We start from the raw sequence: 15,685 nt of genomic DNA, 5'->3' as shown, positions 1-15,685 counted from the left end.
CTCAGGTCTTCACCCGCAGCGACGGGTGGTCGGCGAGGAACGCGTCGGCGCGGCCGGCGCGCAGCGCCGCGAGGAACTGCCGGCCGACCGGGCGGAGCTGCTCGCCCCGGTACGACGCGCCGCTGCCGACGCCGGCGCCGGGGAGTCCGACCAGGACGAAGCCGTTCGCCGGCACCCCGCCGAGGGCGTACGCGAAGTCGACCAGCCGCCGCCCGCCGCCGACGTAGACCAGGGTCTTGCCGAGCGCGGCGACCACCTGCTCGACCCGGTCCGGGTCCCGGGCCAGCCCCTGGTCGAGGATCTTCCGGGCCAGGGCGCGGATGAGCTGCTGCTGGTGCCGCTGCCGGGTGTAGTCGCCGCCGGCGGTGTACCGCTGCCGGGCGTAGTCCAGCGCCTGCCAGCCGGTCAAGTGCCGGTTGCCCTTCTGGTAGACCATCTGCGGTCCCACGTAGGTGCTGCCGACCCGGTCCCGGTACGTCCCGTCGGGCTTGCGGTGGATCGAGGCGACCCGCTGGTCGACGTAGAGGTCCACGCCGCCGAGCGCGGTCACCAGCTTGTCGAAGCCGGTGAAGGTGATCACCGCGCCCGCGTCGATGCGCAGCCCGGTGTACCGGCTGACCGTGGTGCGCAACAACTCGTACCCCTGGGCGGTGCTGGGGTGCAGCTTGTCGCCGGGGACCCGGCTGCCGTAGCTCATCGCGTGGGTGAGCTTGGTCCGGCCGCCCGGGTAGCCGGATTTCGGGTACGCCGGGATGTCCACCACCAGGTCGCGGGGGAGGGAGAAGAGGTACGCCCGGCCCAGCCCGGCCGGCACGTGCAGGACCAGTACGGCGTCGGCGTGCGGCTCCCAGCCCGGCACGCTGACCCGGGTGTCCACCCCGACCAGCAGCAGGTTGAGCGGGCCGCGGATGTCGGCCCCCGGGGGCGGCGTGGGGCTGGCCGGGGTCGGGGCCGGGGTCGACGGGCCGGCCGACGGGGTGGGTGACGCGGAGCCGGCGACCGGGGCGGGTGACGGGCGGGAGACCAGCCGGGCGGCCACCACCGCGCCGGCGGCGGCCACCAGCACCGCCACCAGCGCGGCCAGGCCGAGCGCCCACCGTCGTCGCGTCATCGTGGTTCTCCCTCCCCGTAACCACTCGACGCGCGAGGCGTGCCACGGGTTGCAGCACGGGGGATTCCCGCTCATCGAGCGCTCTGCATGATCTGCGAAAAACTCTCGCTGGCGCTATAGCTACCCGTCGGTAATGATGCGTTCATGCGGTACGACGTGGTCGTCATCGGTTCCGGCTTCGGTGGCAGCGTCACCGCGCTCCGGCTCGCCGAGAAGGGTTACACCGTCGGTGTGCTGGAGGCCGGCCGGCGGTTCGCCGACGACGAGTTCCCGGAGACCTCCTGGCGGGCCCGGCGCTTCCTCTGGGCCCCGCGGCTCGGCTGCTACGGCCTGCAACGGATCACCCTGCTCCGCTCGGCCGACCGGAAGGCCGGCGGCGGGGTGCTGGTGCTCTCCGGGGCCGGGGTGGGCGGCGGCTCGCTGGTCTACGCGAACACCCTCTACGAGCCGCTGGACGCCTTCTACACCGACCCGCAGTGGCGGGACATCACCGACTGGCGCGACGAGCTGGCCCGCCACTACGACCAGGCGAAGCGGATGCTCGGCGTGACCACGTACCCGATCCTCACCGGCGCGGACCGGGCGATGCGGGCGGTGGCCGAGCGGATGGGGGTCGGGCACACCTTCCACGCCACGCCGGTCGGCGTGCACATCGGCCGGCCCGGCGAGCGGGTGGCCGACCCGTACTTCGGCGGGGCCGGGCCGGAGCGGACCGGGTGCAGCCACTGCGGCGCCTGCATGACCGGCTGCCGGCACGGCGCGAAGAACACCCTGGTCAAGAACTACCTCTGGCTGGCCGAGCGGCTGGGCGTCCAGGTCCACCCGCTGACCACGGTGACCGCGGTCCGGCCAGCGGCCGGGGGCGGGTACGAGGTGCACACCGAGCGCACCGGCGCCTGGCTGCGCAAGCGCCGCCAGGTGATCCACGCCGACCAGGTGGTCTTCGCGGCCGGCGCGCTCGGCACCCAGCGGCTGCTGCACGAGATGCGGGCCACCGGCGCGCTGCCCGGGCTCTCGCCCCGGCTCGGCGAGCTGACCCGGACCAACTCGGAGGCGATCCTCGGCGCCTCGGTCCTGCCCCGGCAGGCCCGGCAGCGCGGGCTCGACTTCACCGAGGGGGTGGCGATCACCAGCTCGTTCCACCCCGACCCGCAGACCCACATCGAGCCGGTCCGCTACGGCAAGGGCTCCAACGCGATGGGCCTGCTCCAGTCGCTGCTGGTCGACGGTGGCCCGCACCGGGTCCGGCGCTGGCTGGGCAGCATCGTCCGGCAGCCCGGGCTGGCCGCCCGGATGCTGTCGGTCCGCAACTGGTCCGAGCGGACCGTGATCGCCCTGGTGATGCAGTCGGTGGACAACTCGCTCACCACCCGGCTGCGGCGCGGCCCGTTCGGCCGCCGGCTGGTCTCCGGCCCCGGCCACGGCACGCCCAACCCCACCTGGATCCCCGCCGGCAACCAGGCCGTCCGGCTGCTCGCCGAGGAGATCGACGGTACACCCGGCGGCGCGGTCACCGAGCCGTTCAACATCCCGATGACCGCGCACATCCTCGGCGGCGCGGTGATCGGCGACAGCCCGGAGCGCGGCGTCATCGACCCGTACCACCGGGTCTACGGCCACCCCGGGCTGCACGTGGTGGACGGCGCGGCCGTCTCGGCGAACCTCGGGGTCAACCCGTCGCTGACCATCACCGCCCAGGCCGAGCGGGCGATGTCGTGCTGGCCCAACAAGGGCGAGGCGGACCCGCGGCCGCCGCTCGGGGAGCCGTACCGGCGGGTCGAGCCGGTGCCGCCCCGGGAGCCGGCGGTCCCGGCGCACGCCCCCGCCGCCCTGCGTTCCTGAGCCGGGCGTCCCGGTCGGCGCGGGACGCGGCGCAGGACACACCGGGGCGCGGCCCGCTGCGGCGGTGACTGTCGGTAGGCTTTGTGCGCATGAGCACGCCTCGCCCCGTCCTCGTGGTGGACTTCGGAGCCCAGTACGCCCAGCTCATCGCGCGCCGCGTCCGCGAGGCGAAGGTCTACTCGGAGATCGTCCCGCATTCCATGCCGGTGTCCGAGATGCTGGCGAAGAACCCGGCCGCGATCATCCTGTCCGGCGGCCCGTCCAGCGTCTACGCGCCGGGCGCCCCGCAGATCGACGCCGGCATGTTCGATTCCGGGGTGCCGGTCTTCGGCATCTGCTACGGCTTCCAGGCGATGGCCCAGGCCCTCGGTGGCACCGTGGCCCGGACCGGCAACCGGGAGTACGGCGGCACCCCGCTGCACGCCCGCCCGGAGGCCGGGGTGCTGCTCCGTGACCTCCCGGACGACCTGCCGGTCTGGATGAGCCACGGCGACTGCGTCACCGAGGCCCCGGCCGGCTTCACCGTGACCGCCGAGTCGGCGGGCGCGCCGGTCGCCGCGTTCGAGGACCTGGTCGGCCGCCGGGCCGGCGTGCAGTTCCACCCCGAGGTCGGGCACACGGCGCACGGCCAGGAGATGCTCGCCCGCTTCCTCCACGACATCGCCGGCATCGAGCCCACCTGGACGCCCGAGAACATCATCGACGAGCAGGTGGCCCGGATCCGGGAGCAGGTGGGCGACAAGGAGGTCATCTGCGGCCTCTCCGGCGGCGTCGACTCCGCGGTCGCCGCGGCGCTGGTGCACAAGGCCGTCGGCGACCAGCTCACCTGCGTCTTCGTCGACCACGGCCTGCTCCGAGCCGGCGAGGCCGAGCAGGTGGAGAAGGACTACGTCGCCGCGACCGGCATCAAGCTGAAGGTGGTCGACGCCCGGGAGCGGTTCCTCGGGGCCCTCGCGGGGGTGACCGACCCGGAGCAGAAGCGCAAGATCATCGGCCGGGAGTTCATCCGGGTCTTCGAGGCCGCCGCCCGGGAGATCGCCTCGCACGGCGACGTCGAGTTCCTGGTGCAGGGCACCCTCTACCCGGACGTGGTGGAGTCCGGTGGCGGCACCGGCACCGCCAACATCAAGAGCCACCACAACGTCGGCGGCCTGCCGGAGGACCTGAAGTTCGCCCTGGTCGAGCCGCTGCGCACGCTCTTCAAGGACGAGGTCCGCACGATCGGCCTGGAGCTGGGCCTGCCCGAGGCGATGGTCTGGCGGCACCCGTTCCCCGGCCCGGGTCTGGCCATCCGGATCATCGGCGCGGTCGACGAGGAGCGGCTCGCGGTGCTCCGCAAGGCCGACCTGATCGCCCGGCAGGAGCTCACCGCCGCCGGGCTGGACCGGGGCGTCTGGCAGTTCCCGGTGGTGCTGCTGGCGGACGTCCGCAGCGTCGGCGTGCAGGGTGACGGGCGCAGCTACGGGCATCCCGTGGTGCTGCGCCCGGTCTCCAGCGAGGACGCGATGACCGCCGACTGGTCGCGGCTGCCGTACGAGGTGGTGGCCCGGATCTCCACCCGGATCACCAACGAGGTCGCCGAGGTCAACCGGGTGGTCCTGGACGTGACCAGCAAGCCGCCGGGCACCATCGAGTGGGAGTGAGCCCGGCTCAGGCCACCGGCGGCGTCGGCGGCTGAGGCGCCGGCCGGGGCGCCGGCTCCGGCGTCGGCTGCGGGGCCGGTCCCGGCTGCGGGGCCGGTCCGCCCGCGGTGGGGGCGGCGGTCACCGGCGGCACGGGCGGCCAGCCGGGCGTGGTGCCCGCCGGGTGCGGCCAGGCGGGCGCGTTCGCCGGCTCCTCGGGCATCAGGAACCACATGATCGGGTACGCCAGCGCGGCCAGCCCGCCGGTGAGCACGGTGGCGACCGCGAAGACCACCCGGACCAGGGTGGGGTCGACCGCGAAGTAACGCCCGACGCCGCTGGCCACACCGGCGATCATCCGGTCCGTGACGGGTCGGCGGAGCTGCTTGTACGGGGCTTGAGGGGTGCTCGTGGAGGTCATGTCCCCACGGTCCCGCGGGGGGCGGGCGGCCGACCTCGGTGACCGCCCGGACTCCTACCCTGACCGATCCCTGAGGTGCCAGCCAAGAGTCAGGAATCTGACAGTTTTCGATGGAGGTAACCGGTGCGGGGGAGAATTTTCTCCCGTGACCACCTTGCTGGAGCCGCTCCGCAGGATCGCGGCATACGCAGTTTGTGCTGATTCAGACGACCGAGTGTTGCTGGTCCGCGCATCGGAGCGCTCCGGCACCCCCGGCACCTGGTCGCTGCCCGGCGGGGCGGTCGACCACGGTGAGGACCCCAACCACACGGTGGTGCGGGAGACCGCGGCGGAGACCGGCCTCTCGGTCGCCGTGTCCGGCCTCCGGGACGTCATCGCCGACATGCGGGCCCTGCCCGAGCGCGGCATCACGATCCACACCGACCGCCTGCTCTACACGGTCTCGGTGCGGGGCGGCACGCTCACCGAGCGGGTCGACCGCCCCACCGACCTGGCCCGCTGGTTCACCCTCGACGAGGCCCGGGAGCTGCCGCTGCGGTCGTTCACCGCGCGCGCCCTGGGCCTGCCCACCTCCACCGACGACATCGTGCCGGAGGAGGTGCCGGAGTTCCCCTCGTTCTACGCGGTCCCCGGCCCGGACGGGCTGCACCGGGCGCAGCGCTTCGCCGCGTACGCGGTGGTGACCGACCCGGAGGAGCGGGTGCTGCTCACCCGGGTCTCCGACGGGTACCCGGGCGCCGGCTGCTGGCACCTGCCGGGCGGCGGCACCGACTACGGCGAGCAGCCGGGCGCCGCGCTGATCCGCGAGTTGGTCGAGGAGACCGGGCAGACCGGCCGCCTGGTCGAGCTGCTCGGGGTGGCCAGCCACCGGGACGCCGCCTCGCTCGGCCCCGAGGGCTACCCGATCGACTGGCACGGCGTACGCGCCTTCTACCGGGTGGTCGTCGACCAGCCGGCCCCGCCCACGGTGGCCGACGTCGGCGGCTCCACCTGCGAGGCCCGCTGGTTCCGCCGCGAGGAGCTGGGCGCCCTCCCCACCGACCGCCTCACCGAGGTCACCGCCGAAGCCGTCCACGCCGCCCAACTCATCTGACCCTCCTCCCGCTCGCCGCCCGGTTTCCGGCGATCATGAAGTTATTGCCACGACACGCCGCTCCGACGGGCAATAGGTTCATGATCGACGGCGACGGGCGGGCGGCGAGCGGGATGACGAGGGGTGTGGGGTGGAGGAGCGGCGGCGGATCGGGGCGTACGGGGTGCTGCGGGACCCGGCCGGGCGGGTGCTGTTGGTGCGGGGGTCGGCGCGTGCCGACTTTCCGGGGGTGTGGCAGCTGCCGGGAGGCGGCCTGGAGCACGCCGAGCACCCCGAGGCCGCCGTGGTGCGCGAGTTCGCCGAGGAGACCGGGCTGACCGTCCGGGTGGCCGGGCTGCGCGACGCGGTCGCCGACGTGAGCCGGTACGCCGAGCTCGGCGTCGCCCTGCACACCGACCGGATCGTCTTCGACGTGACGGCGACCGGTGGCACCCTCCGCGACGAACCGGACAACACCACGGACCTGGCCCGCTGGTGCACCCTCGACGAGGCCCGCGAGCTGCCGCTGCTGCCGTTCACCGCCGACGCGCTCGGCCTGGCCGTCGACCCGCTGCCGGAGCACGCCGCCCGGCGGCGGCAGGCGCCGTTCCCGCCGCTGCCGACCGACCGTCGCCAGCGTTTCGCGGCGTACGGGCTGGTCACCGACCCGGCCGGCCGGGTGCTGCTCACCATGATCGCCGAGGGCTACCCGGGGGCCGGGAAGTGGCACCTGCCTGGCGGGGGCACCGACCACGGCGAGCAGCCGGCGGCCGGGCTGCTCCGCGAGCTGGTGGAGGAGGCCGGCCAGCTCGGGCGGGTGACCGGCCTGCTGGCCGTGGACAACCTGCACAACCCGGCCGCGCTCGGCCCGGAGGGGCGGCCGCTGGACTGGCACGGGGTGCGGGTCATCTACCGGGTCCGCGTCGACGCCCCCACCGAGGCGGTGGTGACCGAACTCGCCGGCGGCTCCACCGCGCGCGCCGCCTGGTTCGCGCCTGACCGCGTCGGCGGGCTGCGGATGACCGACGTGGCCGCGCTGGCAACCGGACAGCGGGGGAGGTAGCGCCCGCTCCCCGGGCCGCCCTGGGGCACCTCCGGTACAGTCGGTAGTTAGGGTTGGCCGGCGAAAACGGGCGATGGAGCCCGAGATGGGAACAACTGAGCGGTTCGCGCGGTTAAGAGAGCTATAAGTACCGCCGGCAGCTATCGCCAAGCCCCTATCCCCTGTGCAATGGTGTACTCCGCAAATGGGCTGCCGGGCCCGAAAGGTCCGGCACGAGAGAGCCGGACGCCCGCCTCCGTGGCGGTCACCCGATCCGGTGATGGAGGAAACGTGCCGAGAGCCCCATGGCGCCGGCGTCGTACGACTGACAGTCCGCGCCCCGCAGGGCGTCGCTGGGCGGGCAGGTTGCGCCGCAGCAGCACGTTCGCCCGCCAGGTGCTGCTGGTCCGGGTGGGCCGCCGGGACGGCGCCGCCGTAGCCGCGACCGACCTGGTCACCCCCGACCACCGCTGGACCGACCGCCAGCGTCGCCGCTACGGGCGGTTCGAGGCGGAGGTCGAGGCGGTGATGCCGGTCAGCCCGGCGCTGGCCCCCGCCGCGCCGGTCGACGAGGCGCCGGCGATGTCGATCCCGCTCCTGCCGGGCGACCGGACGGCCGCCCGCCGGGCGAAGTTCGCCCTGGTCAACGCCTGCACCCTGAGCAGCCTGATGCTCGGCATGCTGGCGATCTTCCTGGCCATGCAGGGCGAGGTCCGGGTTGCCGCGCTCTGCCTGATCGCCTGCGTCGCGTTCGACGGCCTGGACGGCGCGCTCGCCCGCAAGCTCGGCGTGGCCAGCCCGTTCGGCGCCCAGATGGACTCGCTGGCCGACATGTGCTCGTTCGGTCTCGCCGCCCCGGTCGTGGTCTACGCCTCCCTGGCCGGCTCGGCCCCGGCGGCGGCCGCCGCGGTCGCCTGCGCCCTGGTCGCGGCCTGCGCCGCGATCCGGCTCGCCCGGTTCAACGTCTCGCCGAAGGACGGCCGGTTCTTCTGCGGCGTGCCCACCACCATGGCGGCGGCCGTGCTGGCGCTGACCGTGGCGATCGGGCTGCCGGTCTCCGGCCTGGTGATGGTCGGCGGAGTGGCGCTGCTCGCCTTCGCCATGGTCTCCAGCTTCCCGTACGCGAAGCTGGCCCGGCTGGTGAAGCTCCCGCCGTGGATCTGGCTGGCCCCGGTGGTCGGCGCGCTGGTCGACATCCGGCTCACCTTCGCCCTCGTGGTGGTGGGCTACCTGGTCAGCGGCCCGGTGCTCTGGCTGCGCCAGCGCCGTACCGCCTGACCCGACAGCAAAGCAGAAGGGGCGCCGCGACGAGCGGCGCCCCTTCTTCGTGTCGGTGGCGGATCACACCCAGCGGGCGATCACCGTCGCGCCGCCGACCACCTTGTCGCCCGGGCCCACCAGCGGCTCGGCCGCCGCCACCGGCAGGTAGACGTCGGTGCGCGAGCCGAACCGGATCAGGCCGAACCGCTCGCCCTTGGCCAGCAGCGCGCCGACCGGCGCCCGCTGCACGATCCGCCGGGCGATCAGCCCGGTGCGCTGCGCCACCACCACCGTGCCGTGCTCGGTCTCCAGCACCGTGTACGCCGCCACGTTGTGCTCGGCGTCCGGCTTCATGGCGTTGACGAAACCGCCGTCCGCGACGAAGTAGTCGACCACCTTGCCGGCCACCGGCGCCCGGTTGACGTGCACGTCCAGCACGGACAGGAAGACCGCGATCCGCAGCCACTCCCCGTCGCCGAAGCGCTCGTCGTGCAGCCGCTGGACCGAGAGGACCTGGCCGTCCGCCGCGGCGACCACGGCCGACGGGTCCTCCGGGACGTCCCGCTCCGGGTCCCGGAAGAACGCGGCCACCGGCGCGGCGGCCAGCGCGGGGAGCAGCCAGAGCTTCGACTTCGGCCGGGCCGCCTTGGCCAGCGCCGCCAGGCCGAGACTGATGCCGGCCGCCGCGACCCCGTTCGAGTCGATGTGCATGCCCCGGGTCAGCGGCACGCTCGACGGCCGGTACGCCGGGGAGAGCGTGGCCGCCAGCGCCGCGCCGGCCGGGGTGAAGCGGAGGTGGTGCACCCGTACCGGCGGGGAGTTGCGCAGCACCACGTCGGTGCGGACGCCGTGCAGCACGCCCTGCCGGTCCAGCTCGGCGCCGGCCCCCTCGGTGCGGAACACCGGCGCGGCCACGCTGAGCACTGCCCCCTCGCTCAGGTACTTCGACAGCCCGTCGATGGCCACCCGGGCCTCGTCGGCGGTGCCGGTGAACGGCTCGGCGGCGATGACCACCTCGGCCGCGTCCGCCTCCGCCAGGGTGTCGGCGACCCGTACCCGGTCGGCCACCCAGCGGCCCTGGGCCGTCACGTGCTCGCGGAGCGCCGCCGCGGCGGCGCCCTCCGCCGGCACCACGGTGAGCCGGTCACCGGGGAGCAGCGCCTCGATCGCCGCGGCGAGCACCGCGGAGTCCGGGGTCGCGCCGACCAGCAGGCCGGCCTTCGAATCGTTGCGTCGGGCGAGCTCGGAGACGAGGGTACGGGCGGCGCGCTCGCCGATGCGGACCGGACCGGACGTCCCGGGGGTGCGCACGGCGGGGGACTGGGTCATGTCGGACGGGCTCCTGACTCAGGTGGCGACGGGGACGCGGCGGGACCGCCACGGCGCGCTGGCCGGCCGAGGCGCCGACCGGGAGCGCCGGCCGCGGCTACGGCCATCCGGGCTCGGCGCGCCTGACGCCGCGCCGCGACCCGGACAGCCGGGCACCACGGGGGTGGGCCGGCCGGCGGAGACGAGGTCTCCGCCAGCCAGCATATGCGCCGCCTGCGGGGCGCCGCACCGCCGTGGGTCAGCCCGCCGGCCGGTCCGGGCCGCCCCCCGGGGGCCGCTGGCCGCCGCCCGGCGGCTCCGGAGCGTCCGCCACCGGCAGTTCCCGGGTCGCCGGCCCGGCGTCCCCGGCCGGGCCCGCCCCGGTCGCCGGCAGTTCCCGCGTCGTCGTGGTGGCGTCCCCGGCCGGGCCCGCCTCCGTCGCCGGCAGTTCCCGGGTCGCCGGCCCGCTGTCCTCCGCCGGGGCCGTCGCGGGCAGCTCGCGGGTCGGCGGCTCCGCGTCGTCGGCCCGGTCCGCCGCGGTCCGGGGCAGCTCGCGGGTCGCCGGCTCGGCGGCGCCCGACAGCGGTGCGGACGGGGACCAGTGCGGCTCGCCGGAGAACGGGAGGTCCTCCCGGGCCTCGACCCGGTCGTCGATGACCGCGTCCGTGGCCCACTCGTCGGCCTCCGGGCCGCTGGGCCCGCCGGTGGTCGGGGTGCCGTCCACGTAGGGCGCCGTGACCGTGGCCTCCGGTTGCCGGTCGGCGGACTCCTTGTGGTGCCGGCCGGAGCGCAGCGCGCCGACGAGCCCCAGCAGTCCGATCAGGAGCAGCGCGCCGGCCAGGAACCAGCCCACCGGCGGCAGGGTGAGGCCGAGGATCCGGGCGAGCAGCCACCAGACAGCCAGGGCCAGGAAGGTCAGCCCGAAGGCGAACGACACGAGGTCGGTGCGGTGGGCCTTCACCGGGTCACCTCCAGATCTCCGGCGTTCACCCGGATGAGCAGCCGCAGGGTGCCGCCGCCAGGACCGTCCGGGCCGAGGTCGGTGGTCTCCCACTGGGGGCGGTTCAGCCCGCCCGTGCGCCGGCCGAAGACGGTGGCGTCGCCCGCGTTCACGTCGGCCATCGTGGTGACGTCGACGTTGGGCGGTACGACCACCGTGGCCTGACCGAAGTTGACCTCCACGGCGATCTGCGTGTCCTTCTTGTCGAAGTCGATCGCGCGCAGGTCGAGCACCGCGTCCCCGAAGTTGTTCTGGTAGCGGGTCGCCAGGTCACGGTAGTCGGTCGGGGCCCACGTGACGTTCCCGTCGATCCCGCGTACCCGGTCGTAGGACTCGGCGACGGTGGCGATGCCGAGCGCCGCCGCGGTCACCAGGCCGAGGGCGATCAGCCAGCGGGCCCGGCCGAACCAGGTGCCCACCAGCAGCCCGAGCCCGATGGTGGCCAGCGCCGCGGCGAAGTATCCGGCCGCCCCGACCGGGAAGACGTCGAGCAGGTCGAGCACGCCCACCGCGCCCAGCGCCAGGAAGATCAGCGAGAAGGTCACCGCGCCCAGCGCGGAACGCTCCTTCGGCCGCTTCGGCGGACGTGCCGGGCGGGGCGGGGCCGGCGGCGGGGTCGGCCCGGCGTACGGGCCGTGCGGCGCGAACGGCGGCCGGTAGCCGCCGGGTGGCAGCGGCGCGCCCACCGGCGCCGGCGGCGGTACGGAGATCGGCTCGCCGACCGGGGCGCCGGTCGTCGGCGCGCCCGGCCAGGCCGGCGCCGGACCGGACGGGGCCGGCGCGACGTGCGCCGTCCACACCTCGCCCGAACGCGCGCCGGAGCCGGGCTCGGCCGGGTACCCGGCCGCCGGCCAGGCCGGCTGCGCGGCCGGGGGGACGGCTTCCGGGGCGGTGGTGAGGTCCGCGCCGGGCCAGGCCGGCCCGGCCTCCGCCGGCGCGGTGGTCGGCTGCCCGGTCGACCAGTCCGCCGGTGCGGCGGTGGCCGCCGCCGGGGTCGTGGCGCCCGGGGGGCTCTCCCGCCAGGCGGTGTCGCCCTGGCCCGGGGCGGTGCCCGCCGCGCCGGTCGCCGCCGGCGCACCGGCGCCGGACCAGGCCGGGCCGGCGGTGGTGGCGGCGGGCGGAGCGGACGGCGGCCAGGCCGACGGCGGCGTGCCGGTCGCCGGCTGCCCCGCCGCCGGGCCGCGCTGGTCGCGGTTGAGCAGCAGCGCGCCGCCGATCAGGATCACGGCGCCGAGCAGGATCGCCCGGAACGCGTTGGTGACCACGTAGCCGAAGCCGACCGCGACCACGATGCTGAGCACGATCACGGTGACCGGGGACATGCTCGACCGGCCCCGGCCCAGCATCGACTCCACCGGGGAGGCGGTGTCGCCCTCGCCGGGGATGATCAGCCAGGCGGTGACGTACACCAGAATGCCGATTCCGCCGAAGAAGCCCAGCACGGCCAGGAGCACCCGCCACAGCACCGGGTCGGTGTTGGTGGCCCGGCCGATGGCCGCGCAGACCCCGGCGAGGTACCGGCCCTCGCGGGGGCGGACCAGCCCGTACCGGGAGGTGAAGCCGGCGCCGCCGGGCGGTGGGGCGTACCCGCCGGGTGGCGGCCCGGCGAACGGCGCGGAACCGGCGCTCGGCGCGCCGGGTGGCGGGGGCGCCGCGGAGTCGGCGGCGGTGGGCGCCGGCCCCGGCGGCGGGGGTGGCGGTGGCCCGTCCTGTGCTGCCGCCCCGGGTCGGGGCGGACGGGCAGCTTCCTCGGTCATGCCTCCGATCCTGCTGCCCCGCCGCCCGAGCGTCCTCCGGACCCGACCCTGACGCCACCCTGAGATCCCGGGACCCCGAATGTCGGGGGCGTCCCCGTGGCCCGGACAGGTCCGGCCGTGTGACGATCGGGACGGCACCGGCGCCGGCCGGCGTCCCCACCGTCACCCGAACCGGGAGCCTCCGATCAGCAGCACCGTCACCCCGCACCCCCCGCGGCTCTACCGGGCCACCGAGCACCGGCTGGCCGCCGGGGTGGCCGCCGGTATCGCCGAGCACCTCGGCATCTCGGTGCTCCGCGTCCGGATCGCCTTCATGGTGCTGCTCGGGCTGAACGGTCTCGGACTGCTCCTGTACGCCGCGTTCTGGGCGGTCGTCCCGCTGCGGCCCGGCGACACCGCCGTCCCGCCCCGCCGCGACCTCGGCCAGTTGCTGCCCTTCGTCGCCATCGGGCTGGGCGTGCTCATGATCCAGGTGATGGCCTTCCACTCGGTCGGCGCGGCCGGCACCGCCGGCTGGCTGGTCGCGATCATCGCGGTCGGCGCCGGGGTGATCTGGCACCAGTCCGCGCCCGAGCGCCGCCGGCAGTGGGGCGGGTCCATGGCGGTGCCCTGGCTGGGCGCGGTGGTGGAGGAGAGCGACCGCCGGGCGTTCGTGCTCCGCTTCATCGGCGGCGGGGTGCTCGTCGCCGTCGGCATCATCGGCGTGGCCGCGGTCTACTCGCCGGCGCAGAACTTCGACGCCGTGCTCAACGGCGTGATCTTCGCGCTGGTGGGCCTGGCCGGGGTCGGCGTGGTGACCGGTCCGGTGCTTTGGCGCACCTGGAACCAGCTCCGTTCGGAGCGCGAGGGGCGGATCCGGGAGCAGGAGCGGGCCGAGCTGGCCGCGATGGTGCACGACCAGGTGCTGCACACCCTGGCCCTGATCCAGCGCAACGCGAGCGACGTCAAGACGGTGCAGCGGCTGGCCCGTGGTCAGGAGCGGTCCCTGCGGAACTGGCTCTACAAACCGACCGCCTCGCCGACGGAGCGCTTCGCCGCCGCACTGGAGCAGGCCGCCGCCGAGGTGGAGGACACCTTCGCGATCACGGTCGAGGCGGTGGTGGTGGGTGACCGGGAGACCGACGAGCGGGTCGGCGCCCTGGTCGCCGCGGCCCGCGAGGCGCTGGTGAACGCGGCCCGGCACGCCGGGGTACGCACCGTCTCGCTCTACGCGGAGGTGGAGCCGGACCAGGTGAGCGTCTTCGTGCGGGACCGGGGCAAGGGCTTCGACCCGGATACCGTGGAGGATCACCGGCACGGCGTCCGAGGCTCGATCATCGGGCGGATGAAGCGGCACGGTGGCCGGGCGGAGATCCGGTCCGGGCCGGGGGAGGGGACCGAGGTCCGGCTGATCCTACCGATCAGCGGCGGCAACGGCTCCACGGCGGAAAGGGACAGATGACGATGGCGGAGCAGGGAGCGGTCGACCCGGCGGCGGCCCGGGACGGGCGGCTGCGGGTGTTCCTCGTCGACGACCACGCGATGTTCCGGGCGGGCGTACGCGCGGAGCTGGGCGCGCACGTCGAGGTGGTGGGGGAGGCGAGCACGGTGGCCGAGGCGGTCACCCGGATCGCGGCGACCCAGCCGGACGTGGTGCTGCTCGACGTGCACATGCCGGACGGCGGCGGCCGGGCCGTGCTGGAGGCGATGCGGCGTACCCACCCGCAGGTGCGGTTCCTGGCGTTGAGCGTCTCCGACGCGGCCGAGGACGTGATCGGGCTGATCCGGGCCGGCGCCCGGGGGTACGTCACGAAGACCATCTCGCCGGACGAGCTGACCGACGCGATCCGCCGGGTGGCCGACGGCGACGCCGTGTTCAGCCCGCGGCTGGCCGGGTTCGTGCTGGACGCCTTCGCGGCCCGGCCGGACGCGCCGGTGGCCGACCCGGAGCTGGACCAGCTCACCAACCGCGAGCGCGAGGTGCTGCGGCTGCTGGCCCGGGGGTACGCGTACAAGGAGATCGCGAAGGAGCTGTTCATCTCGATCAAGACGGTCGAGACGCACGTCTCCAACGTGCTGCGCAAGCTCCAGATGTCCAACCGCTACGAGCTGTCCCGGTGGGCGGCCGACCGTCGGCTGGTCTGACCCGGTTGTTTCCGGGCGTCCCCACCGGGGGATGACAAATGATCATCGAATCGTCCATAATGGCCCGTCGCGTTCTCTCGTCGACCCCGGCCGGCAGCCCCGCGCCGTCGACCTCCCGGCCAGCCAGGGCGGGGCGCTGCCGCTGACCGGCTCGCCGATCGCCGCCGCCGCCACCGCCGGCGTGCTGCTGCTGGCCGCCGGCGCGGTCACCGTGCTGGTCGTCCGGCGGCGCAAGGTCCGCTTCACCGCCTGACCCGAGCGGTCCGTCCGGCCCCGGCGTCCCGCGTGGCGCCGGGGCCGCGCGCTTTCCGGGTACGCCTGACCGGTTGCGATCACCCGGTGCCCGGCCCGGCTCACTCGGTGCGCAGCACGGTGAACGCCTCGGCCAGCCGGCCGTCGGGGAGCCCGCCGTTGTCGGCCATCGTGGTGAGCCGGTCGCGTACCCAGGTCTCGACGTCCAGGTGCGCGGTCTGCGACAGGTGCGCCCGCATCGCGGCGATCTTGCGGTCGACCTGGTCGGTGACGTCGACGACGTGGTCCGGTCCGGGGCCGCCCGCGTACCAGATCTCCCGGACCACCCACGGCTCCAGCCCTTCGGCGAGCAGGTCCGGGAAGGCGAAGCGGTTGCGGGAGTCCGGGTAGACGGCGCAGGTGGCCGCCTCGCCGACGGCCAGGTGGTCGGGGTGGCTCGGACCGGTCAGGTGCTCCCAGCGGCGCAGCGGCGAGCTGGTCAGCACCCGGTCCGGCCGGAACCGGCGGATCGCCGCGCTGATCTGGCGGCGCAGCTCCAGGTTGGGGGTGAGGGTGCCGTCGCGGTGACCGTCGAGGAAATCGACCCGGCGTACGCCGACCGCGGCCGCCGCCGCCCGCTGCTCGGCCTCGCGCCGGGCCGGCATCTCCTCCCGGGGGGTGTCGTCGAACCCGCCGGAGTCTCCCCGGGTGACGATCAGGTAGGCCACCTCGATGCCCTCCTCCACCCAGCCGGCTATGGTGCCCGCACAGCCGAAGTCGACATCATCCGGATGGGCAAAAACCGCCAGGGCCCGGCGGACGTCCGGAAGGACGGGAGCGGAGGCAGGAAAGGTCACAGGGGTCGAGCCTACGCGTCAGGGCATGCCCGGTGTGG

At 75.1% G+C, this 15,685-nt stretch carries 13 protein-coding genes and 1 pseudogene; 8 read left to right on the top strand and 6 right to left on the bottom strand.

The annotated features are described in order from the left end of the window. Position 1: 1 nt before the first annotated feature. Complete coding sequence (locus tag ACGFI9_RS27160) at positions 2–1,111, bottom strand: LCP family protein (RefSeq protein WP_393182269.1); 1,110 nt, start codon at positions 1,109–1,111, stop codon at positions 2–4. 144 nt (positions 1,112–1,255) lie between these two features. Between ACGFI9_RS27160 and ACGFI9_RS27155 the strand changes: the two genes are divergently transcribed. Beyond that, positions 1,256–2,953, top strand: a complete 1,698-nt coding sequence (locus ACGFI9_RS27155; RefSeq protein ID WP_393182267.1) for an FAD-dependent oxidoreductase — start codon at positions 1,256–1,258, stop codon at positions 2,951–2,953. Positions 2,954–3,042: 89 nt separating this feature from the next. Continuing rightward, complete coding sequence (gene guaA, locus ACGFI9_RS27150; RefSeq protein WP_393182265.1) at positions 3,043–4,596, top strand: glutamine-hydrolyzing GMP synthase; 1,554 nt, start codon at positions 3,043–3,045, stop codon at positions 4,594–4,596. A 7-nt stretch (positions 4,597–4,603) separates the two neighbouring features. Here guaA and ACGFI9_RS27145 read toward each other — a convergent pair whose 3' ends face one another. Next, positions 4,604–4,996 carry a PspC domain-containing protein gene (locus ACGFI9_RS27145; RefSeq protein WP_393182263.1) on the bottom strand — a complete coding sequence of 131 codons (393 nt, stop codon included), beginning with the start codon at positions 4,994–4,996 and terminating at the stop codon, positions 4,604–4,606. 145 nt (positions 4,997–5,141) lie between these two features. On the opposite strand from ACGFI9_RS27145, the gene ACGFI9_RS27140 reads away from it, so the two are divergent. The 3 genes from ACGFI9_RS27140 to ACGFI9_RS27130 all read left to right on the top strand — a co-directional run bounded on the left by ACGFI9_RS27140 (position 5,142) and on the right by ACGFI9_RS27130 (position 8,388). After that, positions 5,142–6,089 (top strand): NUDIX domain-containing protein, encoded by a 948-nt coding sequence (locus ACGFI9_RS27140; RefSeq protein WP_393182261.1) that lies wholly within the window; start codon positions 5,142–5,144, stop codon positions 6,087–6,089. A gap of 130 nt (positions 6,090–6,219) precedes the next feature. Continuing rightward, positions 6,220–7,131, top strand: a complete 912-nt coding sequence (locus ACGFI9_RS27135; RefSeq protein WP_393182259.1) for an NUDIX hydrolase — start codon at positions 6,220–6,222, stop codon at positions 7,129–7,131. Positions 7,132–7,476: 345 nt separating this feature from the next. Beyond that, positions 7,477–8,388 carry a CDP-alcohol phosphatidyltransferase family protein gene (locus ACGFI9_RS27130; protein WP_393182257.1) on the top strand — a complete coding sequence of 304 codons (912 nt, stop codon included), beginning with the start codon at positions 7,477–7,479 and terminating at the stop codon, positions 8,386–8,388. 63 nt (positions 8,389–8,451) lie between these two features. Here ACGFI9_RS27130 and ACGFI9_RS27125 read toward each other — a convergent pair whose 3' ends face one another. The 3 genes and pseudogenes from ACGFI9_RS27125 to ACGFI9_RS27115 all read right to left on the bottom strand — a co-directional run bounded on the left by ACGFI9_RS27125 (position 8,452) and on the right by ACGFI9_RS27115 (position 12,435). Continuing rightward, positions 8,452–9,699, bottom strand: coding sequence for a phosphatidylserine decarboxylase (locus tag ACGFI9_RS27125; protein WP_393182255.1), 1,248 nt, complete (start codon positions 9,697–9,699; stop codon positions 8,452–8,454). A 756-nt stretch (positions 9,700–10,455) separates the two neighbouring features. Further along, positions 10,456–10,639: pseudogene (locus ACGFI9_RS27120) on the bottom strand (hypothetical protein); the annotation flags it as partial. After that, the gene (locus ACGFI9_RS27115; protein WP_393182253.1) at positions 10,636–12,435 is read right to left on the bottom strand and encodes a PspC domain-containing protein; all 1,800 of its coding nucleotides are present in this window, start codon (positions 12,433–12,435) and stop codon (positions 10,636–10,638) included. The gene ACGFI9_RS27115 and the pseudogene ACGFI9_RS27120, both read right to left, overlap by 4 nt. A gap of 253 nt (positions 12,436–12,688) precedes the next feature. Between ACGFI9_RS27115 and ACGFI9_RS27110 the strand changes: the two genes are divergently transcribed. The 3 genes from ACGFI9_RS27110 to ACGFI9_RS27100 are packed head-to-tail and all read left to right on the top strand — an operon-like array spanning position 12,689 to position 14,812. After that, positions 12,689–13,876 (top strand): ATP-binding protein, encoded by a 1,188-nt coding sequence (locus ACGFI9_RS27110; RefSeq protein ID WP_393182493.1) that lies wholly within the window; start codon positions 12,689–12,691, stop codon positions 13,874–13,876. A 2-nt stretch (positions 13,877–13,878) separates the two neighbouring features. Continuing rightward, positions 13,879–14,559: a response regulator gene (locus tag ACGFI9_RS27105; RefSeq protein ID WP_393182251.1), complete on the top strand. Its 681-nt coding sequence runs from the start codon at positions 13,879–13,881 to the stop codon at positions 14,557–14,559. Between the two features lie 31 nt (positions 14,560–14,590). Next, entirely contained in the window at positions 14,591–14,812 is a 222-nt protein-coding gene (locus tag ACGFI9_RS27100) for an LPXTG cell wall anchor domain-containing protein (protein WP_393182249.1), read from the top strand. Positions 14,813–14,912: 100 nt separating this feature from the next. On the opposite strand, the gene ACGFI9_RS27095 is transcribed toward ACGFI9_RS27100, so the two are convergent. Beyond that, positions 14,913–15,647: a PIG-L deacetylase family protein gene (locus ACGFI9_RS27095; protein WP_393182247.1), complete on the bottom strand. Its 735-nt coding sequence runs from the start codon at positions 15,645–15,647 to the stop codon at positions 14,913–14,915. Positions 15,648–15,685: the final 38 nt, after the last annotated feature.

Origin of the sequence: Micromonospora sp. NPDC048930, assembly GCF_043197935.1 — a bacterium.
Lineage (GTDB): Bacteria > Actinomycetota > Actinomycetes > Mycobacteriales > Micromonosporaceae > Micromonospora.
Note: the sequence above shows the minus strand (reverse complement) of the source record. Positions and strands in the feature narration are given on the sequence as shown.

Excerpts from the sequence above, each read along its gene's own strand:
- ACGFI9_RS27105 (WP_393182251.1), top strand. The coding sequence starts at position 13,879 with ATGGCGGAGCAGGGAGCGGTCGACCCGGCGGCGGCCCGGGACGGGCGG.
- ACGFI9_RS27115 (WP_393182253.1), bottom strand. The coding sequence starts at position 12,435 with ATGACCGAGGAAGCTGCCCGTCCGCCCCGACCCGGGGCGGCAGCACAG.
- ACGFI9_RS27145 (WP_393182263.1), bottom strand. The coding sequence starts at position 4,996 with ATGACCTCCACGAGCACCCCTCAAGCCCCGTACAAGCAGCTCCGCCGA.
- ACGFI9_RS27100 (WP_393182249.1), top strand. The coding sequence starts at position 14,591 with ATGACAAATGATCATCGAATCGTCCATAATGGCCCGTCGCGTTCTCTC.
- ACGFI9_RS27125 (WP_393182255.1), bottom strand. The coding sequence starts at position 9,699 with ATGACCCAGTCCCCCGCCGTGCGCACCCCCGGGACGTCCGGTCCGGTC.
- guaA (WP_393182265.1), top strand. The coding sequence starts at position 3,043 with ATGAGCACGCCTCGCCCCGTCCTCGTGGTGGACTTCGGAGCCCAGTAC.
- ACGFI9_RS27160 (WP_393182269.1), bottom strand. The coding sequence starts at position 1,111 with ATGACGCGACGACGGTGGGCGCTCGGCCTGGCCGCGCTGGTGGCGGTG.
- ACGFI9_RS27155 (WP_393182267.1), top strand. The coding sequence starts at position 1,256 with ATGCGGTACGACGTGGTCGTCATCGGTTCCGGCTTCGGTGGCAGCGTC.